The sequence below is a fragment of the Nitrospira sp. genome, from assembly GCA_029194535.1.
GTDB lineage: Bacteria > Nitrospirota > Nitrospiria > Nitrospirales > Nitrospiraceae > Nitrospira_C.
Window position 1 is genome coordinate 627,047 of the sequence record JARFXR010000002.1, and the last position, 20,529, is coordinate 647,575.

A 20,529-nucleotide genomic window follows, 5' to 3' on the forward strand; every position below is an offset into this window, starting at 1 on the left:
GTGGTATTTCGAGTTCTGCCACATGACTTGAGTTTTCACATCAGGCAAGACAAAGGCCGCCGGCCTCAACCGGCCCTATTGCGACGAGTGACGCGCCCTGTTCAGTCGAGGGCCTTGTGTCTTGTAACGTCTGTAGAAACGAGAGGTCCGATGACCTGTTCAGACATCATCCGACTACGCGAATACAGCATCCAGAAACTTGACCCAGCCCGGCCCGGTTGCAGAGAAATCCATAGCCACATACTTGCCGCGAAACGCGAGGTATTGGGTTTTCTCCGGCGGATACCAGATCGTGACACCGTTCGAATTCGCCACGGAACCACCCTCGCAATCGCTGACCACGATGCAGCGCGCCGCGGCCTTCGCGAACGCCTGCGCGCGCGAACGCAACACTGGGATAGTCGTTCCATCCGCAATCAGCTTCGCGAAATGGATCGCATCCACGTAGTCCGGGAACTCGTAGGATTGAACCTTCGTTCGCGCGAGATCGACGACAGACCGCTCTCTTGGCAACGACGCCGCCAGGGCGTCCCCAAAGCGGCTCCACGCGAGCACGGCCGCCTCCGTACGATCAGTCCGTATCGCACTCTGGGTGATGTTGCTGTCACCGACCACACGATACGATCGCATGTACTCGCGCACGATGGCCTTCGCCATGGCTTGCGGAGTCGGCTTGCGGTTCATGGCCTTGAGAACCTTGTCATACGGCCAACCGTCGCCGGGCTCTGTTTCCTGCGAACCGACGACATACTGGGCCAGATGGCGCAGGTGATGGGCAATCTCGAGCATGTTCATCAGACAGGCGTCGAAGCCCAAGATGGCTAATTTCTTCTTCTTGCCAAGCCCGGCGCGCATGAATGCCGTCTTCAGTTCATTCATGTCGAGTGAGGTCCCATAATCGTCATAGGCAATATCCCGGCGCACGGTGCGGAAACCGGCTCCATGATTCCACACCACCGTGATGGTGTTTTTCGCCGGATACCGCTCCAATCCCCAGTTCAAGAAATTCAAAAGAATCTCGGGATTGCCGGAGTCGCTCTCCGGCAGCCGTTCAATGACGAGTCTATGAGCCTGACCGGTCACATCGGGCTCGGAAATTTCATATCGTACGGAGCCATCATGCTCGCCCTGTGTATCGATCTGGACCCCGGCATAGGATGATGGGGCTGTGCCCACGGCCGTCATCTCGGCGATGTCTTCAATGCCGTTGTCGCTCAGGTTGTTGTCGCCGGCAATGTATGCGAGGAACGTCCATTGCCTGGGTGAAAGCGATTTCTTCTTCTTTCGTGTGGCCATCGTATCTCCCGTTAGGTAGTGGAGCGTCGCATAGGCTTACCGGGATGTCCGTCCACCAACTGTGATCCTGCTATCTCTCCGCTCGCGATCGTCACGATACGTCCCGACAGCGCTCGGGTCAATAGACAAAACGCTTGATGGATGTATCCGGCTGCTCAATGAGGAAGTGAGGAAATCTGCGCCCGAATAGCCGCCGGAACGCACGAAGTGCGGTTTGGAGCCGGCGACCCGGATTGAACGGAGCAACCAGTCATCGGTTCGACTCTGAAGCTTGCCTCACCGATTCCTACGAAGGGGGCCAAGCCCCCTTGTACGATTCCCACGAAGGGGACACATCCCCTTCGAAACCCCTCAGGCCGCTGGTTCTTATCATTTGGCAAGGCTCCAAGTTGCGAAGCAACCTGGAGCCGGCGACTGGAATCGAACCAGCGACCTGCGGTTTACGAAACCGCTGCTCTACCAACTGAGCTACGCCGGCGCGACTGCATTTTCATTCGGTGGCGGCCCCACTGTCAACCCTATCTTGATCCCAATTGTCGGCTAAGCCATGATTCGAACAAATGAACGTTCTTTTTAATAGGATCATCACGGACTGTGAGCTATTCTTACCCAAGCGAGACGAAGAACATTCAATGCGCGACTCTTCTGGCGCTCCATCACCGATAATGGACGATACAGATTCCCCTGTCGGACTGCGAAACGTCCTTGCGTCATACTGGCGTGACGTAGGTCTTGGGCTGGTCTTGAGCTTGGGGGTCGCATTCGCCCTCTACCACCTTTCCGGCTCCCTGCCGGCTTTCGTCGCGCACACCGATGATTTCTGGTTCCAGGCCGATCCGGAAAAAGTGTCTCAGGTCATGACCTGGCGAGACACCAGATTTCACTACGGAAACCGGAGCCGCAAGCACCCGCTCTATCCGCTGTTCACGTTCGGGCCGGTCTATCTAATCAAACATGCGCTTTCCCTGGATCCGACGACGGCGGTGAGGGTCTTTAACGCGGCGGTGGTGTCGGTGTGGATTGCGGTCTTCTTCTCGTTGTTGAGGGTGATTGGATGCCGGCGACCGGATGCAGCGCTCTTCACCATGCTGGCGTCCGTCAGCGCATCCTCGATCTTCATGTTCGTGATCCCCGAGACGTATGGTTTGGGCTCGCTCAGCCTGTTATGCGCCTTCTTGTTGGTCGCCTTGGCTGAATGCAGGCCGTTCGCCCCCGGTTGGTACGTCGCGGCGAATGCCTTATCGCTGGCTGTCACGACGACCAACTGGATGGCCGGAATTTTGGCTCTGTGGGTGACATATCCTTGGAAGCGTGTCTTGCGGCTCATGCTCTATTCATTGTGCCTGGTGATGGTGCTGTGGATCATCCAGAAGGCCTTGATTCCATCAAGGTCGTTTTTCTTCCCGAATGTCTCGAGCGAAGTCCAGTGGACTCTCCTTCCCGAGTCGGGAGGGGCATTTCATGTTGCACGGGCCGCGTTCCTTCACTCGATCGTCATGCCGACTATTGTCGCCCACAGTCAACATGCGGCCTATGTCTGGGTAAATGGCCGTCAGCTGCTCCTGGGGCCACGTTTGACGATTCAGGGGTCATCAGCGGGATCGGGATCCGGGTGGGGACTGTTTGCCGTCGGGCTTTGGGTGGGGCTTCTCCTTCTGGGAGTGTGGGCGTGGGTTCAACTGAAAGCGCATGCGCGACTTCGCGTCATGTTGGGGCTCACGCTGCTCGGCCAGGTGATGCTGCACATCCCCTATGGCGATGAGACCTTTCTTTACGGCTTGCATTTCATGCCCTTCTTGATCCTCGTTACCGCAGCCGGTACGCTCACTTCTGCGCGACCGGTTGCCCTGGCGCTCGGAGCCTTGCTCCTGCTCGCTGCTTCGATGAACAATACCATCCAGTTCCAACGGGCCATCTCGATGGCCCACGATTCATACCGGCAGTCCCAAGTACAGCAAGAATCGGGCTCCAACAGCCTTCCCAATAACAATCAACGCCCCTGATGCTGCTTTCGGTGTTCGGCGCTCGTCACAGCTGCCGGAGACCTACCTCGGTTTGTGTCCGCTACTTGAGCTTGGCAACGGGCTGCAAGCGAACCATCGCCCCTTGTCCCGGCGGCGGAATACACAGCGGCTCCTGTTCGTTTCCGAATCGTTCCCGCGCCGACTTGAACACCCGCCCTTTCGCATAGGTGCAGAGTTCTCCGGCGAGCACGGTGCCGTCCTGATCGACATCCGCCGCCCCTCCCAAGCCCTTCAGGATTTCATAGGTAAACAGCCCATGTTGTCCGAGATCATAGGGGTGGGCCTCCTGGACAGCGCGATTCCCCACCATCCACATGATTCGTTCCTTCCCCTCGCCCGCCTGCTCCCACAGCGGAGGCACCGGCTCCACCCCGTCTTTCATCGCCACCCGTTCGAGCGAGAGATCGAGGATGACGATGGCGCGCCCAATCGGCGACTTCACCAGCGCCTCGTGCAAACGCCTCAAGGAGTAGAGTCTTGCCACAGAGGACGGAGTGCCGTCGAACGGGACCACCGACACGGCGCCGGTCGAAGCTTCCACCACCCCACGGCCGGACAGGTAGACATACGCCACCGCGGCGGAGTCCGCTTGCTTAGGCAGCCACTCTTCGAAGACGTCTGTCAGATCTCCCTTTAGCGCGTGCGAATCCGTCAACCGCCGCACCCGATCCGGAGGAATGCCGACGACCCCCTGCCAATAGGCCGCCACGACCTCCGCGTCGTGGGCGGCATACCTCACCCGCTGAAGCCCGTCTTCCCGGAACTGGCCGATCCCGATTGCGATGCCGACGGCCTTCGGTTGTTTGATCTTGACGGTCCGCTTGGGCAACTGGTCCACGTCCACCGGCACAGCCGTCGCCTCCGGCGCCGTGTCCGGCTTCATGGCCACCGCAAACTTCTTTGCGGAAGGCAGCCGGTCCGACGGGGAACGGCTCCGTAGGGTCAACACCAACTCGGCCTGGATCTCTTCTTTGACCGCTCCGATCTTCCCGTCCAACGACATGCGCTTCACCTCGCCGGCCGGAAGCTCGCCGACCGCCAAGACACCGGGAATCTGCTCGATCAGCTCCGGCGTGCCGCTGACCAGAATCTCCACGCCGGCTGCGTCACCCGGTCCTTCGTTCTTGACCTCGATCTCGACGGAAAGGGCCTCGCCTGTGTGGAGCAATTGGTTGCGATTTTCATCGCGGATGATCGCCCGAAACGTGATGGTCGCGGGCTCCGCGGCCGGACTCGACGGGGCAACCGCCGCAGCCGGTGCCGAAGGCTGCGCGGCGACCGCCCCCGCCTGGCCTGCCGTCGCTGCCAGAGGCGAAGGAGGGGCTGAAGACGAGGCCGGTGGAGATCCGGTGGAGGCCGCGGTGCCGGCCTTTCTGGCGTCGGCAAAGACGGCCAGCTTGCTTGAGGTACCGAGCTGCTTGGCCATCCCGTCCGTGACGTTGTTGACGGCCTCCCGGGCGACCGAATCCAACCCGGTGACGTCGCAAGACGTGTCGGTCGTTTCCACCTCTCCCTTTCCGAGACTTTTCAATTTCTTGTTGTAGAGCACGGTCCCGTCTGCCGTGGTAAACGCGAAATCGAGGCCGATCTCCACCGTCGCGGGGTAGGACTTATTCGCCTTCCGATAGGCGTTGACGTTCGCTTCGGCCAGTCCGAGCGAGACATCCTCGTAACCGTCCACCGCCACGGCCGCCGGCTGGTCGAAGACGACCTTTTCGAACACGCGGCCGGACCTTCGCTTGATCGCCGCGGTCAGCATCTCGCCGAAAGGCAACACTTTGTCGGCGCCACAGGCATCTTGATAGGAGAGTCGGGCCTCCTCGATCGTCGGAGCCATTCTCACCTGGACCGTGAGCGGAAGGTAGTAGCCGGATCCAAGACCGTCGCGGGAGGCGAACAGACCGCAGGAGCTGAGGGAGAGCAGCGAGAGCCATGCCAATACTTGCCCGGTCGCGCGCGGGAGGGATACCCACGGTTCTCGCTGTGCCAATCGCACGATAATCGTTATACCGAAAAGTCTTGTTCGAGCACAACAGACGCGGTGATTTGACAGGCCCAGACCGCTCGGCTATGGTCCCTTCGATCGGATGACTCCCTTGACCGACTGCCATCCCCAGCCGAACGCCGAACGTCAGGTGCCGCGGCTCTCGTGGTCCGCGGTCGCCCGCCTCATCCGCCTGCACAGCCAGACGGGAACATGGCTGTTGCTGCTGCCGACACTGTGGTCTCTCGTCCTGGCCGCCCGAGGTTTTCCTCCGGTGAGCTTGATCGTCATATTTTCTGCCGGTTCTTTCCTGATGCGGAGCGCGGGGGTCGTGCTCAATGACTTGGCGGATCGAACCGTCGATCGGGAGGTGGCGAGGACAACTTCTCGACCGTTGGCCTCCGGAGAACTGTCGTTCCGCCATGCCTGCTTGCTGGCCAGTCTGCTGCTCGGTGCGGCGTCGGCCCTGGTCCTGACGCTCAATCAGCTGACGCTGCTGTTGAGCCCCGTCGCCGTGCTGTTGGCTGCCCTCTATCCGTTCGCCAAGCGGGTCGTCCATGTTCCGCAAGCGATACTGGGCCTCGCCTTCGGCTGGGGGACGATCATGGCCTGGGCCGCGTCACGCGGGGCGGTGGAGAGCCCGGCATGGCTGCTCTTCGGCGCCACGATCTGTTGGGCAATCGGCTACGACACCATCTATGCGCTGCAGGACCGGGAGGACGATCGGCGAATCGGGGTGAAATCCTCCGCGCTGTTCTTCGACCGATGGACCTGGCTCGCGGTGGCCACGTCGCTCGGGGGGATGTTGAGCTTCATGACGCTTGCCGGCCGGCTTACAGGGATTGGATGGAGCTACTACGCCTCGCTCGCTATCGCCGCCGGCCTGTTCGCCATACAGATTGTGGAATTGACGGGATCGATCTCGCCCGCGCGAGCCTTCACGCTGTTTCATCGGCACGTGTGGATCGGGTCGGGAATTCTGGTCGGAATGCTCGCAGGATTTCTCTGGTGAGCAGATGCACGTCAGACGGCAAGTCCGGCCATCCGCCATGCGACACGGCGCCGGGTGAGGCGGACCAGGGTTGTCGCCTCTTGAGTGGTCTCAGCTGCCCGGCTTGTCGCTCGGAGGTTCGGTCTTCGGCGCACGCAACGTGTTGAGGTACATGACCACGGCCTTGGCATCCGCGTCACTCAACCCCAGTGCCGGCATTCTGGTTTCCGGCTTCATGGCTTGCGGATTCTTCACCCAGCGATAGACCCACGTGCCGTTGAGACGGAAGCCCGCGCGATCCAATGCCGGACCGACCTTTCCGCCTTCCTCTGCGAGGCTGTGGCAACCGTTGCAGCCGTATTTGTTTGCATACAAGTTCTTGCCGACCTCCGCCAACTTCGCGATCTGATCAGGCTTCACCGTCAAGTCCGGCCTCGGCACGTTGACGCCCTTACCGGGCCTGGTCGAGAAGTTGTTCAGCGCGACCTGTGCGTTGTCGAGATCCTTTTTCGCCTGGGTCATCGCGGCCTGTTCCTTCGCATAGGAGGACTCGTCGACATCCACGTCCTTCTTCAATTGCGCGCTCTTTTTTTCAGCCTCGTCGCTCGCCTTCTTTTCGGCGGCATCGTAGGCTTGCTTGGCTTGATCGAACTTGGACTGCGCGGCTTGTAGCGCGTCTGCAAGTTCCTTCTTGCGTTCCTCGACTTTGAACTCCAGCTTCATGCCGTGCAGGGTGCGGACATAGCCCACGATGGCCCAGATTTCATCTTCCGAGAGCGTGTACTTGAACGTCGGCATGGTCGGGACGGCGAATTCGTCGTCGCCGATCTTGTCGCCGCCCGGACTCGTGTCCTTCATGTCGCGTGAAATGGTATTGAAGATATCCTCGTCCTTGAATGTTCCCATCTCGGATTTATTGGACAGGTCCTTCGGCTTGGGATCGGGCATGGAGGACCAGTTGAAGCCTTCGTTCTGACGGCCGTGTTCGCCGTGACAGTGCAGGCAGTAGTGGGCATAGAGCTCCTGCCCTTTCTTCTGCTGCTCGCTCGCGCATCCGCCGGCCACCAGAGCCCAGACCCCCATCAGGCCGGCCACCGCTCCCATGACTTGCAGCCTTGCCGACTTCATGCTGACTGCCCTTTCTTGAGTTTTCGGATCAGGACGAACTGGAATCCAACGGCCAGCGCGATGGCCATCGCCGCGTAGAGATAGCCGGAATAGTCGGCGGGCGGCTCGGCTCGGAAATACCACCAGGACGAGACGGCCTTCTGCGACCCCTTCTCACGCAATTCTCCGCTCGCGTCCTTTTGTCCGTCCCAGACGGCGAACGCGATGTTGATGAATTCGCCGGGCTTCACCTGCGCGTCTTCGTCGGGATGCTCGGTCGCCAGCGGACGTGAAAACACCACCTTCCAGGTGCCGTTCGCATAGACGCCCTTGGCTTTGACATCCTGATGCGGTTGCGCCTTCAACGTGCCGAAGCCCATGGCGCTCATGTCGACGGCCTTGTTCTCTTTGTTCTTCCAGAACCAGATGTTGACCGGCCCCCCTTCGACCTGAGCCATCGGCTGGCCGTGCGCGAAGTGCGCCTTCTTGTCGCCGACCATGAATTCCAGGGCGGCCGCGTCGTCCGGATCCTGCGTGGGATCGGCATATTCCAGGAGAAACGCCACCTGCGTTCCATCGTGCAGCGCGCGAATCTTGACGTCTTTCACCGTCGCTTCCTGGATGCGGTTCTGCCAATGGACCTGCGGGGACATCGGAAATTGCGAAACCGGTGCGCTGGTCCAGACGGCTGAGTCCGGATCTTCCGCCGGAAGCGTGCCCTTGACCATCGGAGCCCGTACCGCCACGCTTTCCTGGGCGAAACCTACCGTCGCGCCGCACAGGACCATGACGGCCGCAAGCAGCGCCGCCTCGCCCTTGTGCCACTGTGTCTTCCGCTTTGCCGATTTCATGCTGTCCTCGTTTCGCGGCAGCCGGAGCCGCCGGTCTATTCCCAGGTACGAGGCGATTGATGCGCCCCGTCGTACTCGCCCATGATGATCTTCCAGATCCATTCGTCCGGGAGCTCGACTTCCCAGCGCGGCATGGCGGACTTCCAGGGCATCCCTTCAATGGGAAGCCCCACCCCGCCCTTCTTGATGCGCCAGAACAAGTAGCTCTCCTGCAACATCGCGATCGTCGTCGGATCCGAAAAATTCGCCGGAGGCGGATTGAAGCCACGGGCCGCCGGTCCTTTGCCGTCGAATTGTCCCCCGTGACAGGGGGAGCAGAAGGCGGCATAAAAGCCCTTACCCTGCATGATGTTTTCCGGGGTCTTGGGAACCGGGTTCGACAAGCCCGTATACTCGCCGGGCGGAGCGGGGTGAATCGTCCGGTTCTCGGCAGGCGGCTGATCGCTCGGCGCCGTGCTGCCGTAGGTCTGCCATCCGACCAGGAGCGGAAAGAGAATGAGAATGCCGTAGCGAAGCATCTGCAGCCCGCCGATGTTCTCTCCGGTCAGAAACCGCTGGATCGGCCCCCAAAATGCGTCCTTCGACTCTCCGCTGAGCGTCGCAAAAATCACGATCCCGGAACTCACCAGCATCAGATAGAGGAAAATGAGACTGGACGGCAGCGGAGCCGAGCCCGGCATGTTGGGCACGATGAACTTCAGCACCAGATAGACCGCGACCAGCAGGATGATTGGCTTGACCAGCGCCCCTCCCATAATGCCTCCTCAGTGCGCTTTCGCGACGGCGACAGGATCCGATTCCCCGGCCTTGACGGGAGCCGCGGGAGCCTGTCCCGGCACTTCGAGTTCGGACGGATTTACGGAAATCGGTTCTCCGCTCATCTGCTGCAGGAACGCGATGACGGACAGAATCTCATTTTTCGTCAGACCGATGGGATTCCGGTTGATATAGGGCATTCTCGCCGGATACTCCTTCGGCAGGCCCTCATGCCGATAGTCCAGATAGATGTAGGCCTGCGGCTGCGTCAAGCTCTCGAAGATGAACTCCCGGCTCAGCTTGGCTCCGATTCCCTTGAGGTCCGGGCAACGGGCCGATTCGCTGGGGCCGATCGAGTGGCAGAGCGCGCACTGCCCCTTGCTGAAGAAGATCTTCTGGCCGATGGCCGCCATGTCCGTCGGGGTCTTGACGGTCGCGATGTCGAATTTCTCTTCCGCGGGCGGCAACGAAGCCATTTGCGGAACGGCGAGCGCGACCAGCGAGAAGAGCCCGAGGACGATCGCCACGAACCCGATGACGCGGGCGAATTGCGCGCGGACAAAGAGCAGGATAACGATCCCCACCCCGACGACGCTCAGACCGATCAACTGCAGCTTGACTACTTCACTCATAGAGTCCCCGAATTTTTAGTGTTTAGTTTTTAGTTCTCAGTTTTTCGAACTCAGAACTAAAAACTCAAAACTCGTCACTCTCATCACCCGCGCTCCGAGTGATGAGGCGATCCGCCTGCCATCGCCGGCATACCGTGCGGCAACGCTCCTTTGGCCGCCTCGCCCTGTCCTCCGGCCTTGCCCTTGTCCCCCATCGTCGCGACCCAGAAGATGAAGGCCACGAGAAGACAGAACAAGAACGTGTTCAACGCCATGAAGGCCGCGGCATAGCCGAGGGCCGGAGAAAAGGCGTATTGAGACGAATCCCGCATGACACCGTAGATGTGCCAGTGCACTCTGGAGGACGACCGGGCATAGCCCATCAGCGTCATGAGCAGGATGACCATCACCGCGTTCAAGACCAACGCGTAGCCCGCGCGCGGAGGCATGCGGCCCCATACCATTTCGGTGGTGGTCTTGGCGCTTTTCAGCAGGAGCGCGGTCAAGGGCGTGATCGTCAGCATGACGAACAGCACGATGAGCACCTGCGAGGTCGAAAAGTAATTGATGCGGATGATCGCCGGCACGAAATAGCCCCATACGCCGAGTACGATTACGGCAATACCTGCAAGCACGAGCACTCCACCCATGACCGACTTCGCCACCTTGGCCCACGTGGCCGTTTCCTGTTTTCCCGCCCGCCAATACATAATAAAACTCATGAATGTGACAAGAATCATGAGATTGGCCACCGTCATCTTGGCCGACATGACGCCGAACACCCCGAGCAGCGGATGGTGCGTGCCGCCCATTTTGCGGGCTTCTTCCAAGCTGGCGACGAGCGAGTGCGGTGTCATCCACACTCCCAAACACAGGAGCAGGATGACCAGCATCGTCATGATGGGTTTGCGGTACCTCATTTCCGAACCAGGGATGCGGTGCGTAATACCGAGCCAGAAATAATAGTTGGAGCCAAGGAACAGAACCCCGATCAACATGGCCTGTAGAATAAACAGCCAGGAGAGGAATCCGCCCATCAGGGTGATGCCCATCTGCTGGTTGTATTGGTAGATTTCCCGCATCAGCCAATAGCCGGCGAACGGAAGGGGCAGCAGTCCGAAGACTCCGATGAAGTTGCCGACATAGCCCATCCAGTCGTAGTGGTCACGCTCTTCCGCATTCCGGGCCGCCAGATACCGGATGCCGGCGTAGGCGCCGCAAATGTACCCCCCGAGCACGACGTTGGCGATCAACCGGTGGATGTTCACGGGCCACCAGGTGGGATTCCAGGTGGCAGCCCAGGCGCGCTGCAGGTCCGTCCCTTCGGAGATCACGACGGGGCTCGCTTGGAAGGTCGCCCAGGAATTGGGGACGATCATGATGAAAAACGCGAAAAGATTGAGCAGGAAACCGAGGAAAATATGAAACGTCTTCTTCCCGCCGTCCTGCATCGCATCCCAACCGTACCAGTAGAGGTACAGGGTCGCGGTCTCCAGCAGGAACAGGATGCAGTAGAAAATGAAGGAGGGGAAAAAGATATCCGTCAGGTAGTTCATCAACTTCGGGTAGAACGCGATGAGCAGGAACAAGAGGATGCCCCCGAACAGCGCCGTAGTCGCGTAGGAGGAGGTCAACAGTTTGGTGAATTCCTTGGCCAGCTTATCGTACCGCTTTTCCCCGCTCTTCCAGCCGACGACTTCGCAGAGCCAGGCAAAAATCGGCACGCCTAACACGAAGCCGGCGAGCAGAAGATGGAGTTGCGCGATGACCCAGACGATGTTGCGGCTCCCGATGCCGGGTATGTCCCTGTACTCGGTCGCCGCCGCCGGAGTATCCGCCGCGACCCCGAACGAAGGAAGGGCCAGGAGGCCCACGGCGACCATGAGCCCGGCGAGGACTCCGCGAAGACCACCGGTGGTCCGAAGGACCCGCTGAATCGATGCGCCGCCGAATTGCATGGCACTCACCTCATCTCTGGGAATCATTACGGTTTCTTCGCAGGTGACGCGTCCTTGTCCTTCCCTGCCTTGCCTTTTGCTTTGCCTTTATCCGCTTCCGCTTCGGCCTTCTCGGTCTTCTGCTTTTCCAACGCGTCGACCTGTGCCGAGAGCTGGGCGATGACTTTTTCGTTCTTGGCCAAGCTCTCGAGCGGCCTCAAGGGCGGCTCGACCTTGACCTCCGGCTTCTTGCAGCATTCGTGAGGATGAGGAGTCGTAACGGGCAATGCCGCCCAGAACAGCACCGACAAGACCGCGCCGGCGCCGGTCAATGCCGTCAGCATCAAGCCCTGATCGGCCGGGACGCGCATCAAATCCCATCGCGTAATCAGCCCCTGGTAATTTTCTGAAACGGATGGGGTCGCCTGGGCCATGCCCCGGATCAATCGACCGACGAGGGACACGCCGATCAGCAACAGGATGATCAGTACCGCGCTCGCGACCGAGCCCCACAAGGCCAGCTCGATGCTGATCCGCTCGGCCACGGGTACCGCTTTCAGCAATTCCAGCTCCATGAGGGCATGCGCGATCGCAATGCTCGTCGAGGTGACGGCGCTCACGATCATCCAGAGAATCGGAAGGAACACCGCCCCGACCAGCGCGCTCTTCCACCAGAGCGTCATGCCCAGACTGTCCGGCGGCTCACGCCGGAGTCGTTCCAGGAAAAAGGTGCGGCCGACGACGCCGAGGGCCCAGATGTCGATGGGAATGGAGAGCAGGAACAGCAGACCGATTCCGGCGCCCTCGCCGATGTGCGAATCGAGCCCCATCGTAATGATCGGAAGGGCAAGAACCGTCACAGGGCTGGCCAGCAGCATGATGAACGCCAGGCCGAGGCGCCCTTCGAAATGCATCAAGCCCATGGCCAGGAACACCAGCACAAAGGCCAGCTTGAAGGGAAGCGCGGTCCAGAATGCCGGCCACAGGACCCCAAGCCCGATTTTCGTTGGAGACAAAGATTCGCGTTCGTCGGCCATGGTAGCTCGTGGGACTGACAGGCTCAGTCCAAAAATTCCCGGTTGATGATGGCGGAGACTGTAAACAGCAGAATGGACACCATGACGACGATCCAGCCGATCAAGGCGATCGGACGCTTGAAGATATTGCGCTCCGGGTCCCTGTCGATGAAGGGCAAGGCGGCCAGCAAGGCCATGAAGGCCCCCGGCAAGGCGATGGCGCCCAGAAACTGTCCGAACTCCCCTGCGAAGATTTTCAGCCTGAGCAATTGGAACAGGAACAGGAAGTACCACTCCGGCTCCGGATGGTAATCGCCGGGATCAGGGGTCGCCTCCTCAAGCAAGACCACCGGCTCCCAGAAGGCCAACGCACAGATACTGGCGAATACCACCGCCATCCCGACGATGTCCTTCCAGATTTGGCGGGGAAAGAAATAGTCCGTCTTCGCCTTGAGCTCTTCCGGGGTGCCCCGAAACGGCCCGGCCGGTCCCGCCGACCTGAAGAGGAACAGATGAAGCCCGGCAAGCCCCATCAAGGCGGCAGGCAGGATCATGACGTGAATAACGAAGAACCGGCTCAAGGTCATCTGTCCGGGGGTCGGCCCTCCCTTGAGAAAGCGCGCCATGAAATCGCCGAGGAGCGGCGTCTTGTCCATGATCTCCACGCCAACGGTCGTCGCCCAATACGCGCGCTGGTCCCAGGGCAACAGATAGCCGGTGAACCCGAACCCCATGACGATCCCGAAGAGAGCCAAACCGACCAGCCAAATCATTTCACGCGGGCTCTTATAGGCGCCCCAGAGAAACACCTGCGACATGTGCGCGAAGACACAGACGACCATCGCGGTCGAACCCCAGAAGTGATAGCTCAGAAGGAACCAGCCGTAATCGACGTCATGAATGATGTACTGGGTGCTGGCATAGGCGTGATCGGCGGTGGGGACGTAATAGAACATCAGCAGAATGCCGGTCACCGCCTGCATGATGAAGATGAAGAGCAAGACCGATCCGAACACGTAGGCCCAGCGCGAACCGCCTGGAACCGGCTCGTTCAGCATCTTGGCCTGCAACTGCTTCAACCCGACGCGCTCGTCGATGAAGGCCACGACTTTTTCGATGGCGGTCGGCTGGCTGCTGGGTAGAGAGGAGTGTGCCATGGTCAGATGATCCGGATTTGTGATTTCGTGCCGGCCTTGAATTCCATATCGATGATTTGGACCTCCCCCCCCGCCGACACGCGGATCGGCAAGGCGTCCAGAGACCGGGGCGCCGGTCCATCGAGAACCTTTCCGGAGGCATCGTAGATGCTCAGATGGCAGGGACACAAGAAGACCTGTCCGAGCACCTTATGCTGCCGCCACTTGTACCCGCAACCGAGATGGGGACACTTGCCCGAGAAGGCGACGTAGGGAATCTCTTTCTTGTTGGTCCAGATCGGCTTGCCCAAGGCGTCGCGAAATTCCATGTCCTTGCCTTGATAAACTTTCTCGAGGACGGCCGGCGTGCCTTTGAGAATCCAGACGTTCTTCTCGATCTCGGATTCCGGCATGTACGCTTCCTTGACCTTCTTCTTGTACTTGAACTGGACCCCGATGTCGTCCTGTTTGATCTTGCCGATATTCCCGATGCTCAACCAGCCGTTGTCGAAGGGGGCATACATGGGCTTCATCAGGTAGCGCAGCACAGGAAAGGCGATCGGCAGCCCGATCAAAAAGCCGATCGCATGGGTGAAGTTCATGAAGAAGGTTCGGCGCTTGACGCTCTTCTCCAGTTCAGGAAGAGGGACCAGCACCTCGCCGGGAGTGACGTGGACACTATCCTCCAGATGAGGGATTTCGACTTCGTGATTGGTCACGTACTCGTCGCGCTTGAACGCCGGCAACGCCACGACCTCGGAGGACGTGGTCCTCAACTGGACGGCGCCCTCCGTCACGCTCTGCACCTGGCCCATCGCCACCTGGCGTTCGCCGTGGCCGTTCATGGACACGACGATGTGACTGATTTGGCGCGACAGCGGATCGACGATGACGCTCGCCACCTCTCCGACTTCGCGATCCGAGCAATGAACTTTCGACTTGAGTTTGGGCTGCATGCTATTTTTTCTTGATCGGCTTCGGTGTATTGACCGAGGTGTTCTTGAAGGTGACCAACCAGGTCGCCAACGCCACGACGTCCTTTTCCTCCATCAGGTCCTTGTACTTGTCCGGCATCTTGCCCTTTTCATACTCCTTCTCGAAACCCTCGGCCATCCAGCTCTTGGGATCGAGAATCTTCTGCTTGATCTCATCGGCCGACAGAAGATTACCGATGTTGTCGAGCTCGGGACCGCGCTTCTTTCCGCCTTCGCCGCGCAGCTTGTGGCAGTTGTAGCACTCCTGAAGCTGCCATTGGTCCTCACCGACTTTCAACACGTCACCCCCTGCCGCACCGGTCGTCGCCGGAGGCGCCCCGGGTCCGCCGGCGGACTGCGAGGCGGTGGCTTGATCCCCACCCAATGCCTTGATGCGCGCCGACAAGGCCTTGGCTTGCTCGTCGAGCGCCTTGGCTCTGGCTAGCAGCTCGTCGGCCTTCCCTTGCTCGGTCGCGGCCCGCTTGGGTTTTAGAATTTTTTCGATCTTCCCCTTCTCGTCCTCCGGATCGTACTGCGGCCAGAGCGAGGCGCCGGCGATGTAGACGACGCAAAGTACGACATAGAACCCCACCAGGGCGGCCAGCGCCTTCACACCGCTCAGGGGCTTGAGGGACGGAGCATCAAGCAAGATGAATACGGCCGTACCCAGCAGCGCATAGGCCGCGAACATCATTTGGAACACAGAGGGGAAGTCCAGCGCGTTCGTAATGCCGAACAACGCCCCCGCCACCACCAACCCGACCACTAGTTTCTTGATCACATTACCCATAAAAGCGGTCCTTTTCCGTTAGCAGGTCCTTCGATCAGTTCACTTCGCTCCCGCGGGCGCGGGGCTGCCTTCGGACACGTGCCCCTTGGCCTCTGTGGGTCTGAGCGTGACGAGAATGGCGAAACTGACGACGACGAAAAACGCGACGGTAATGCCCGTAATCCACCAGGCCGAGTAGGACAACGTGGGGGTGAAGGATTCGGCCGTGAAGTCCGGCAGCAGATTGTAGGTGTGGAAATATTTCCGCAGCAACGAACGGACCGCGCCCATCAGGCCCATCGTCCAGATCGCGCTGAAGGCCAGGAACACCAGGACGAACTGGGACGCAAAATCGATCTTGCCCCACACGATCGTGCCCTGGTTGATCGCTCGATTATAGATGATGTAGTTCACGATCGTGACGAACACCAACGTGAATGCCGCGGAGTTCTTCGCCGGCATGAGCGCGAGGAAATTCCAATCGGACGGAAGCTCCAGGTCGGCCACCAACTTGGCCCCGGTCGGCACGAACCCGTGCGGGGTGAGCCAGATCGCGTCGCCCACCACGACCATCAAAAATCCCACCTTGATCACCGTGCGAGAGGAGACGGTGATGGGGATGAACCGGCCGAGCACCATGGGCAGCAGGGCGAGAGGCACCAAAATCGCCAGCGACGTGGGATCGGGCACGGGGAAGATGGTCCAGACGTAGGTCATGACGAACGGAAGCGCCACCATCACGAGCGGAGCAAAGATGGTCATCCTCACCCGCTCCACCCCTTCGATCCGCTTCATGCTCAACCAGATGTAGTAATTGCTGGCGAGGAAGATCAGCCCGACCATGGCGCCCTGCATCTCGAAGAACATCGACAGCTGGTCCGCCATCATGTAGGGACAAATCGAGGCGTCGTAGTCACACAATTCGTACGCCAACAGATAGCCCATGAACGGAAGAAACAGCAGCGCGCCGACACCGATCAAATTCCCGACAAAGCCCATCCAATCGTAATACGACCGGTCTTCTTCCTTCTTGGACGCCATATACATGTAGGCCGCGACCAGTCCGGTGATGAATCCGCCGAACGTGACATTGCCGACGAGCCGGTGCAGATTCATCGGCATCCAGCTGTAGTTATAGATCTTGTCCCATAGCGTTGCCGTGGCCAGAAACTCGGCCGGTGAGACACCCTCTGCCTTGACCGGCGTGTTCATGAACGAGGTCGGTCCGTCGATCACGAACAGCGTGATGGTGCCGATCAGGTTGAGCAGCACTCCCAAGGCGATGTGGCGGGACTTCTTTGCTCCCTTCCAGGCATCCCACGAATAGAAGTACATGTAGAGGAGAATCGTCTCACCGATGAACAGGAGCGGATAAATGACGGCGAACAGCAGGAAGAAGTGATTGATCAGCCACGTGGTGAATTGAGGATAGGTCGCCAACAGCACGAAGATGAACAGTCCGCCGGTGAGGGCCGTCATGCTGTAGAGGATGACGGTGACCTTCATGACCTCCTTGGCCAGGCGATCATAGCGTGGGTCCTGCTTGCGATACCCCAGCCATTCGGACGTCACGACAAAGATAGGAGCGCCCAGGATGAAGGCGGCGAACAGGATGTGCAATTGCGCGACGATCCACACGGCGGTCCGGTTCCCCGTATACGGAAACTCCACCGGCGGAGCGCCCGGGGCCTGTGCGTAGGCGACGCCTCCGCACAGCGCTAGAAGCGCAAAGAAGGCCAACAGACCTCGCTGCCATGTTTTCATGATGCTCGCCGCCCTCCTCACCGTTCCGAGTGTTCGATCCAGCCGAAGTCCGTTTACTTGGCTGCGTCGGCCGCCGCGACCTTGATCTCGCCGGAGTCCGCCCACTGTTTCTTGTCGGCGTCCCATGTCTTGCCGGCGAGGCCGAAACTCCTCTCGAAGAGCACGAGCTTCCAACGGTCTTCATCGGAGAGCTTGCTCTTCCAGGCCTTCATCTTCGTATTGGGCACCCCCTCCGAGATACGCCAGAACCAGACGGAATCGGAATACAGCTTCATCCGTTCGCCGTTACGGAAGTCGCGGGCGCCGGCCTTAACGGGCTTCCCGTCTTTGCCGTGGCAGCTTGCGCAATTCACGTCGGGGTTCGTCTCACCGATAAACAATTTTCGTCCCTCTTCCACTTTCCCGGCGTCGGTCCACCAGCCGGCCGGCATGTGCTTGTCCGCATACTCGGCAGGAGCCGGAGGAGGAGGCACGACCGGTCCTTCCCCGCCGCCTTCTCCACCGCATGCGGCAACCAGCAGCCCCATGGCGAACAGAATCCCCGCCTGTCCGATTTTCATCTGCTTCATAACTGTTCCAAGCTCCTTTCTTCCTGTCTCAATCCCGATGACGCCAAAAGAAACAGACGCCAATATCAAAGGCGAAAAAAAGACGCTTTTACTGAGGCTGCATCCCCCGCAAAAGCGTCAATGACAACAAAAATTCTCCTCACCCACGCGCATCTCCCGCCAAGTCAACCGACCGATTCGGCGGGGTGCACGGACGCGCCACGAACCGCCTCGGCTATTTTTTCCGCTTATCCTGCGACTTCCCCCGTTTCTGCCCCTGCTTCCTCCGCGAACGGATCAGCCTCGCTCCGACGAACCCACCCAGCGCGATCGCACCAGCTCCCAATCCCGCATAAACCCAGGTCGGAGGACGAGTCACGTCCCGGACGCACCCGCTGCCGAAATTGACCTGGATCTTCCTCTCCGCCTCCAGGTCCTTCGGATCAAACTGCACCTTTTCGTTCCGCTGCTCTCCCTTGGCCTCAATGAGCAGGGGATCGCCGAGATTGTCGTTATGCAGATGAAACGTCGCCTTGTAGTACCCTTCACCGTCGGTCTTGACGACCTGGCCGTACGACACTCTCGTGTCTTTGACCATGACGTCGACGTTCGGGCTGCCTTGTCCATCGGCTCCGCAGACAAACCCTTCAACCGTAAACCGGTGATCGGCCTCATGGGTGGCCAGAACAAGCCCCGGAGACATCACCACCACAGCTGCCAGGGTACGGCTCCACCCGAGCGGTTTCGATCTCATACCCACATCGCCGTGACGTCTCGGAAGCCCGGAACCGACGCGCTTTTCGTTGCCTGATCCGCGGCACCGGACGCCTGCAACGTCACGTTTGCTGAGACCGAGCGAACCCAATTTTGAGGTCGCCCTTTTAACACAGGGCCCCTGCTTTGTCAACGACAAGACAAGGATTTCAATCGAAAAGACGAATGGCTTTCCACTTACTTGCGCTGGAAAAATGTGAGGCGGCGCGCCGGCTGCCGCTTCGGATGACGGTAGAGGAGAATGTGTCGGGTGGAGACAGGACAGGGCCGGCTAGAGATGCCCTCTGGCTTTGGCGTCGGCGGCGATCCGCTCGATTTCCGCCCTACGTTCGGAGTCCTTCTTCGCGACCCATGCCTCCCATGATCTCCCAGTGGCTGTATCTTCGCCGGTAAAGGCGATGGACCGGATGTCGGAGTAGAGGATGTGTCGAACGCCGGGGTCAACCGTGGGAAAAAGCTCGACAGCGGGAGCAGGACCGCCGGTGTTCCGATTGAACACATAGCCTTCCAGCCGTTCGCCGGACGTCAGTTCAATGGTCACGTCGCCGCGATAGTCGAACGCCAACTCAATCGCTTCGACCAGCTCGGACGGAGAAGCAGGAAGGAACCGGCGGCCTTCGAGCGAGCCGGATCGGTCTCCGTCGCTATGGTTTTTCGTATCCGTCATTGGGAGGCTGTTGCTCGTGAAGCGGATCTCGTATCTCGCAGACTGCTTCTGTAAGCGATGAGAAGCGAGCAACGCTTTACGCGACGTGTCATCGTGAGGTGGGCAAGAGCGTCAGTTTCACGGTGCGGCTGAACCCTGATACGGTGCCGAACGTATCCTGAACCGCGGAAGCCTCATAGCCGCAATGCACCATGCAGTCGGCGCATTTCTCGTTCTTCGTGCTTCCATATTCGTCCCAGGCCGTCGTCTCCATCAGTTCACGGAAAGTCTTGGCATAGCCTTCCTGGAGAAGATAGCAGGGCTTCTGCCATCCGAACACGTTGTAGGTCGGATTACCCCACGGTGTGCAGTGGTATTCCCGGCGTCCCATGAGGAAGTCCAGAAACAACGGGGATTGATTGAACTGCCAACCCGCCTTGGGCTTGCTGAGGATACGCGTAAAAAGTTCTCGCGTCCTCGCCCGCTTGAGAAAGTGCTGTTGATCCGGAGCCTTCTGATAACTGTACCCCGGTGAAATCATCATCCCCTCCACTCCAAGCGCCATCATCTCGTCGAAAAACTTTCGGACCCGCTCTGGATTGGCATCGTCGAAGAGAGTGGTATTGGTCGTCACGCGGTGCCCGCGCTTGAGGGCCGCCTTGATCGCCTTGACCGCCACGTCATAGACGCCGTCTCGACACACAGCCAGATCATGTTCGTCCCGCAGCCCGTCCATATGGATGCTGAAGGTGAGGAACTTGCTCGGCTTGTACTCATCCAGCTTTCGTTCCAGGAGGATCGCGTTGGTGCACAGATAGACATACCGCTGTTGGGCGACCAGGCCCTCGACGATTTTGGCGATTTCAGGATGAATCAGCGGCTCGCCGCCGGGAATGCTGACGATCGGCGCCCCGCATTCTTCCGCCGCCGCCCAACATTGCTCGGGCGTGAGCCGTTTATCGAGCACGTGGTCAGGATACTGAATCTTCCCGCAACCCGCGCAGGCCAGGTTGCAGCGGAACAGCGGCTCCAACATCAGCACCAAGGGATACCGCGCCACGCCTTTGAGCCGTTGCATGAGCACATACTTGGTCACAGTCAACATTTGAGAAACCGGAACGGCCATTCCCGCTCTCCTTGTCCGCGAGGCTTATTTAGTAATTAGCTGTGAACACTGCCGGATTTGAACCCTGGAAAACCTAAAAATCTTAGCATCCGAGATTCCACGCGTCAATTTCGAGAGAGCAGAACCAGAATCAATTCTTCTCATTTCGAGCGAGCTTCTCCCTCCTGGACGCTCACGACTGACCAATCGACAGCACCTGTCATCCGGGAAGCACGATCG

Annotated in this window: 18 protein-coding genes and 1 tRNA gene; 2 read left to right on the plus strand and 17 right to left on the minus strand. The window is 59.6% G+C overall.

Annotated elements, in window-relative coordinates:
- Nucleotides 1-174: 174 nt before the first annotated feature.
- Together P0111_14420 and P0111_14425 are read right to left on the minus strand one after the other, a co-directional pair.
- Nucleotides 175-1,296 carry a clostripain-related cysteine peptidase gene (locus P0111_14420; GenBank protein ID MDF0645222.1) on the minus strand — a complete coding sequence of 374 codons (1,122 nt, stop codon included), beginning with the start codon at nt 1,294-1,296 and terminating at the stop codon, nt 175-177.
- Nucleotides 1,297-1,698: 402 nt separating this feature from the next.
- Nucleotides 1,699-1,774 (minus strand) — tRNA-Thr (locus tag P0111_14425).
- A gap of 187 nt (nt 1,775-1,961) precedes the next feature.
- Here P0111_14425 and P0111_14430 point away from each other — a divergent pair.
- A complete protein-coding gene (locus P0111_14430) occupies nt 1,962-3,299 on the plus strand; it encodes a hypothetical protein (protein ID MDF0645223.1) in 1,338 nt (445 codons plus the stop codon).
- A 61-nt stretch (nt 3,300-3,360) separates the two neighbouring features.
- On the opposite strand, the gene P0111_14435 is transcribed toward P0111_14430, so the two are convergent.
- Nucleotides 3,361-5,316 carry a hypothetical protein gene (locus tag P0111_14435; protein MDF0645224.1) on the minus strand — a complete coding sequence of 652 codons (1,956 nt, stop codon included), beginning with the start codon at nt 5,314-5,316 and terminating at the stop codon, nt 3,361-3,363.
- A 91-nt stretch (nt 5,317-5,407) separates the two neighbouring features.
- Here P0111_14435 and ubiA point away from each other — a divergent pair, with 91 nt between their 5' ends.
- On the plus strand, nt 5,408-6,316 hold the full coding sequence (gene ubiA, locus P0111_14440; protein ID MDF0645225.1) for a 4-hydroxybenzoate octaprenyltransferase: 909 nt from the start codon (nt 5,408-5,410) through the stop codon (nt 6,314-6,316).
- 90 nt (nt 6,317-6,406) lie between these two features.
- Here the strand turns inward: ubiA and P0111_14445 are convergent, their stop codons facing one another.
- From P0111_14445 to hpnH, 14 genes are all read right to left on the minus strand, one after another.
- Entirely contained in the window at nt 6,407-7,423 is a 1,017-nt protein-coding gene (locus P0111_14445; protein MDF0645226.1) for a c-type cytochrome, read from the minus strand.
- Nucleotides 7,420-8,253 carry an ethylbenzene dehydrogenase-related protein gene (locus P0111_14450; GenBank protein ID MDF0645227.1) on the minus strand — a complete coding sequence of 278 codons (834 nt, stop codon included), beginning with the start codon at nt 8,251-8,253 and terminating at the stop codon, nt 7,420-7,422. Before P0111_14450 ends, P0111_14445 begins: the two co-directional genes overlap by 4 nt.
- Nucleotides 8,254-8,288: 35 nt before the next feature.
- Nucleotides 8,289-9,008: a cytochrome c gene (locus P0111_14455; GenBank protein ID MDF0645228.1), complete on the minus strand. Its 720-nt coding sequence runs from the start codon at nt 9,006-9,008 to the stop codon at nt 8,289-8,291.
- A gap of 9 nt (nt 9,009-9,017) precedes the next feature.
- Nucleotides 9,018-9,641, minus strand: coding sequence for a cytochrome c (locus P0111_14460; GenBank protein MDF0645229.1), 624 nt, complete (start codon nt 9,639-9,641; stop codon nt 9,018-9,020).
- Nucleotides 9,642-9,724: 83 nt separating this feature from the next.
- Nucleotides 9,725-11,605 carry a cytochrome ubiquinol oxidase subunit I gene (locus P0111_14465; protein ID MDF0645230.1) on the minus strand — a complete coding sequence of 627 codons (1,881 nt, stop codon included), beginning with the start codon at nt 11,603-11,605 and terminating at the stop codon, nt 9,725-9,727.
- On the minus strand, nt 11,605-12,594 hold the full coding sequence (locus P0111_14470; protein MDF0645231.1) for a hypothetical protein: 990 nt from the start codon (nt 12,592-12,594) through the stop codon (nt 11,605-11,607). Before P0111_14470 ends, P0111_14465 begins: the two co-directional genes overlap by 1 nt.
- 23 nt (nt 12,595-12,617) lie before the next feature.
- On the minus strand, nt 12,618-13,730 hold the full coding sequence (locus P0111_14475) for a cytochrome bc complex cytochrome b subunit (protein MDF0645232.1): 1,113 nt from the start codon (nt 13,728-13,730) through the stop codon (nt 12,618-12,620).
- 2 nt (nt 13,731-13,732) lie between these two features.
- Nucleotides 13,733-14,665 carry a ubiquinol-cytochrome c reductase iron-sulfur subunit gene (locus P0111_14480; protein MDF0645233.1) on the minus strand — a complete coding sequence of 311 codons (933 nt, stop codon included), beginning with the start codon at nt 14,663-14,665 and terminating at the stop codon, nt 13,733-13,735.
- Nucleotide 14,666: 1 nt separating this feature from the next.
- Nucleotides 14,667-15,473: a c-type cytochrome gene (locus tag P0111_14485; protein ID MDF0645234.1), complete on the minus strand. Its 807-nt coding sequence runs from the start codon at nt 15,471-15,473 to the stop codon at nt 14,667-14,669.
- Between the two features lie 39 nt (nt 15,474-15,512).
- A complete protein-coding gene (locus tag P0111_14490; protein ID MDF0645235.1) occupies nt 15,513-17,216 on the minus strand; it encodes a cytochrome ubiquinol oxidase subunit I in 1,704 nt (567 codons plus the stop codon).
- Nucleotides 17,217-17,269: 53 nt separating this feature from the next.
- Nucleotides 17,270-17,785 carry a c-type cytochrome gene (locus P0111_14495; protein MDF0645236.1) on the minus strand — a complete coding sequence of 172 codons (516 nt, stop codon included), beginning with the start codon at nt 17,783-17,785 and terminating at the stop codon, nt 17,270-17,272.
- A gap of 214 nt (nt 17,786-17,999) precedes the next feature.
- Complete coding sequence (locus tag P0111_14500; protein MDF0645237.1) at nt 18,000-18,518, minus strand: hypothetical protein; 519 nt, start codon at nt 18,516-18,518, stop codon at nt 18,000-18,002.
- A gap of 291 nt (nt 18,519-18,809) precedes the next feature.
- Complete coding sequence (locus P0111_14505; protein MDF0645238.1) at nt 18,810-19,205, minus strand: hypothetical protein; 396 nt, start codon at nt 19,203-19,205, stop codon at nt 18,810-18,812.
- 88 nt (nt 19,206-19,293) lie between these two features.
- Entirely contained in the window at nt 19,294-20,310 is a 1,017-nt protein-coding gene (hpnH, locus tag P0111_14510) for an adenosyl-hopene transferase HpnH (protein MDF0645239.1), read from the minus strand.
- Nucleotides 20,311-20,529: the final 219 nt, after the last annotated feature.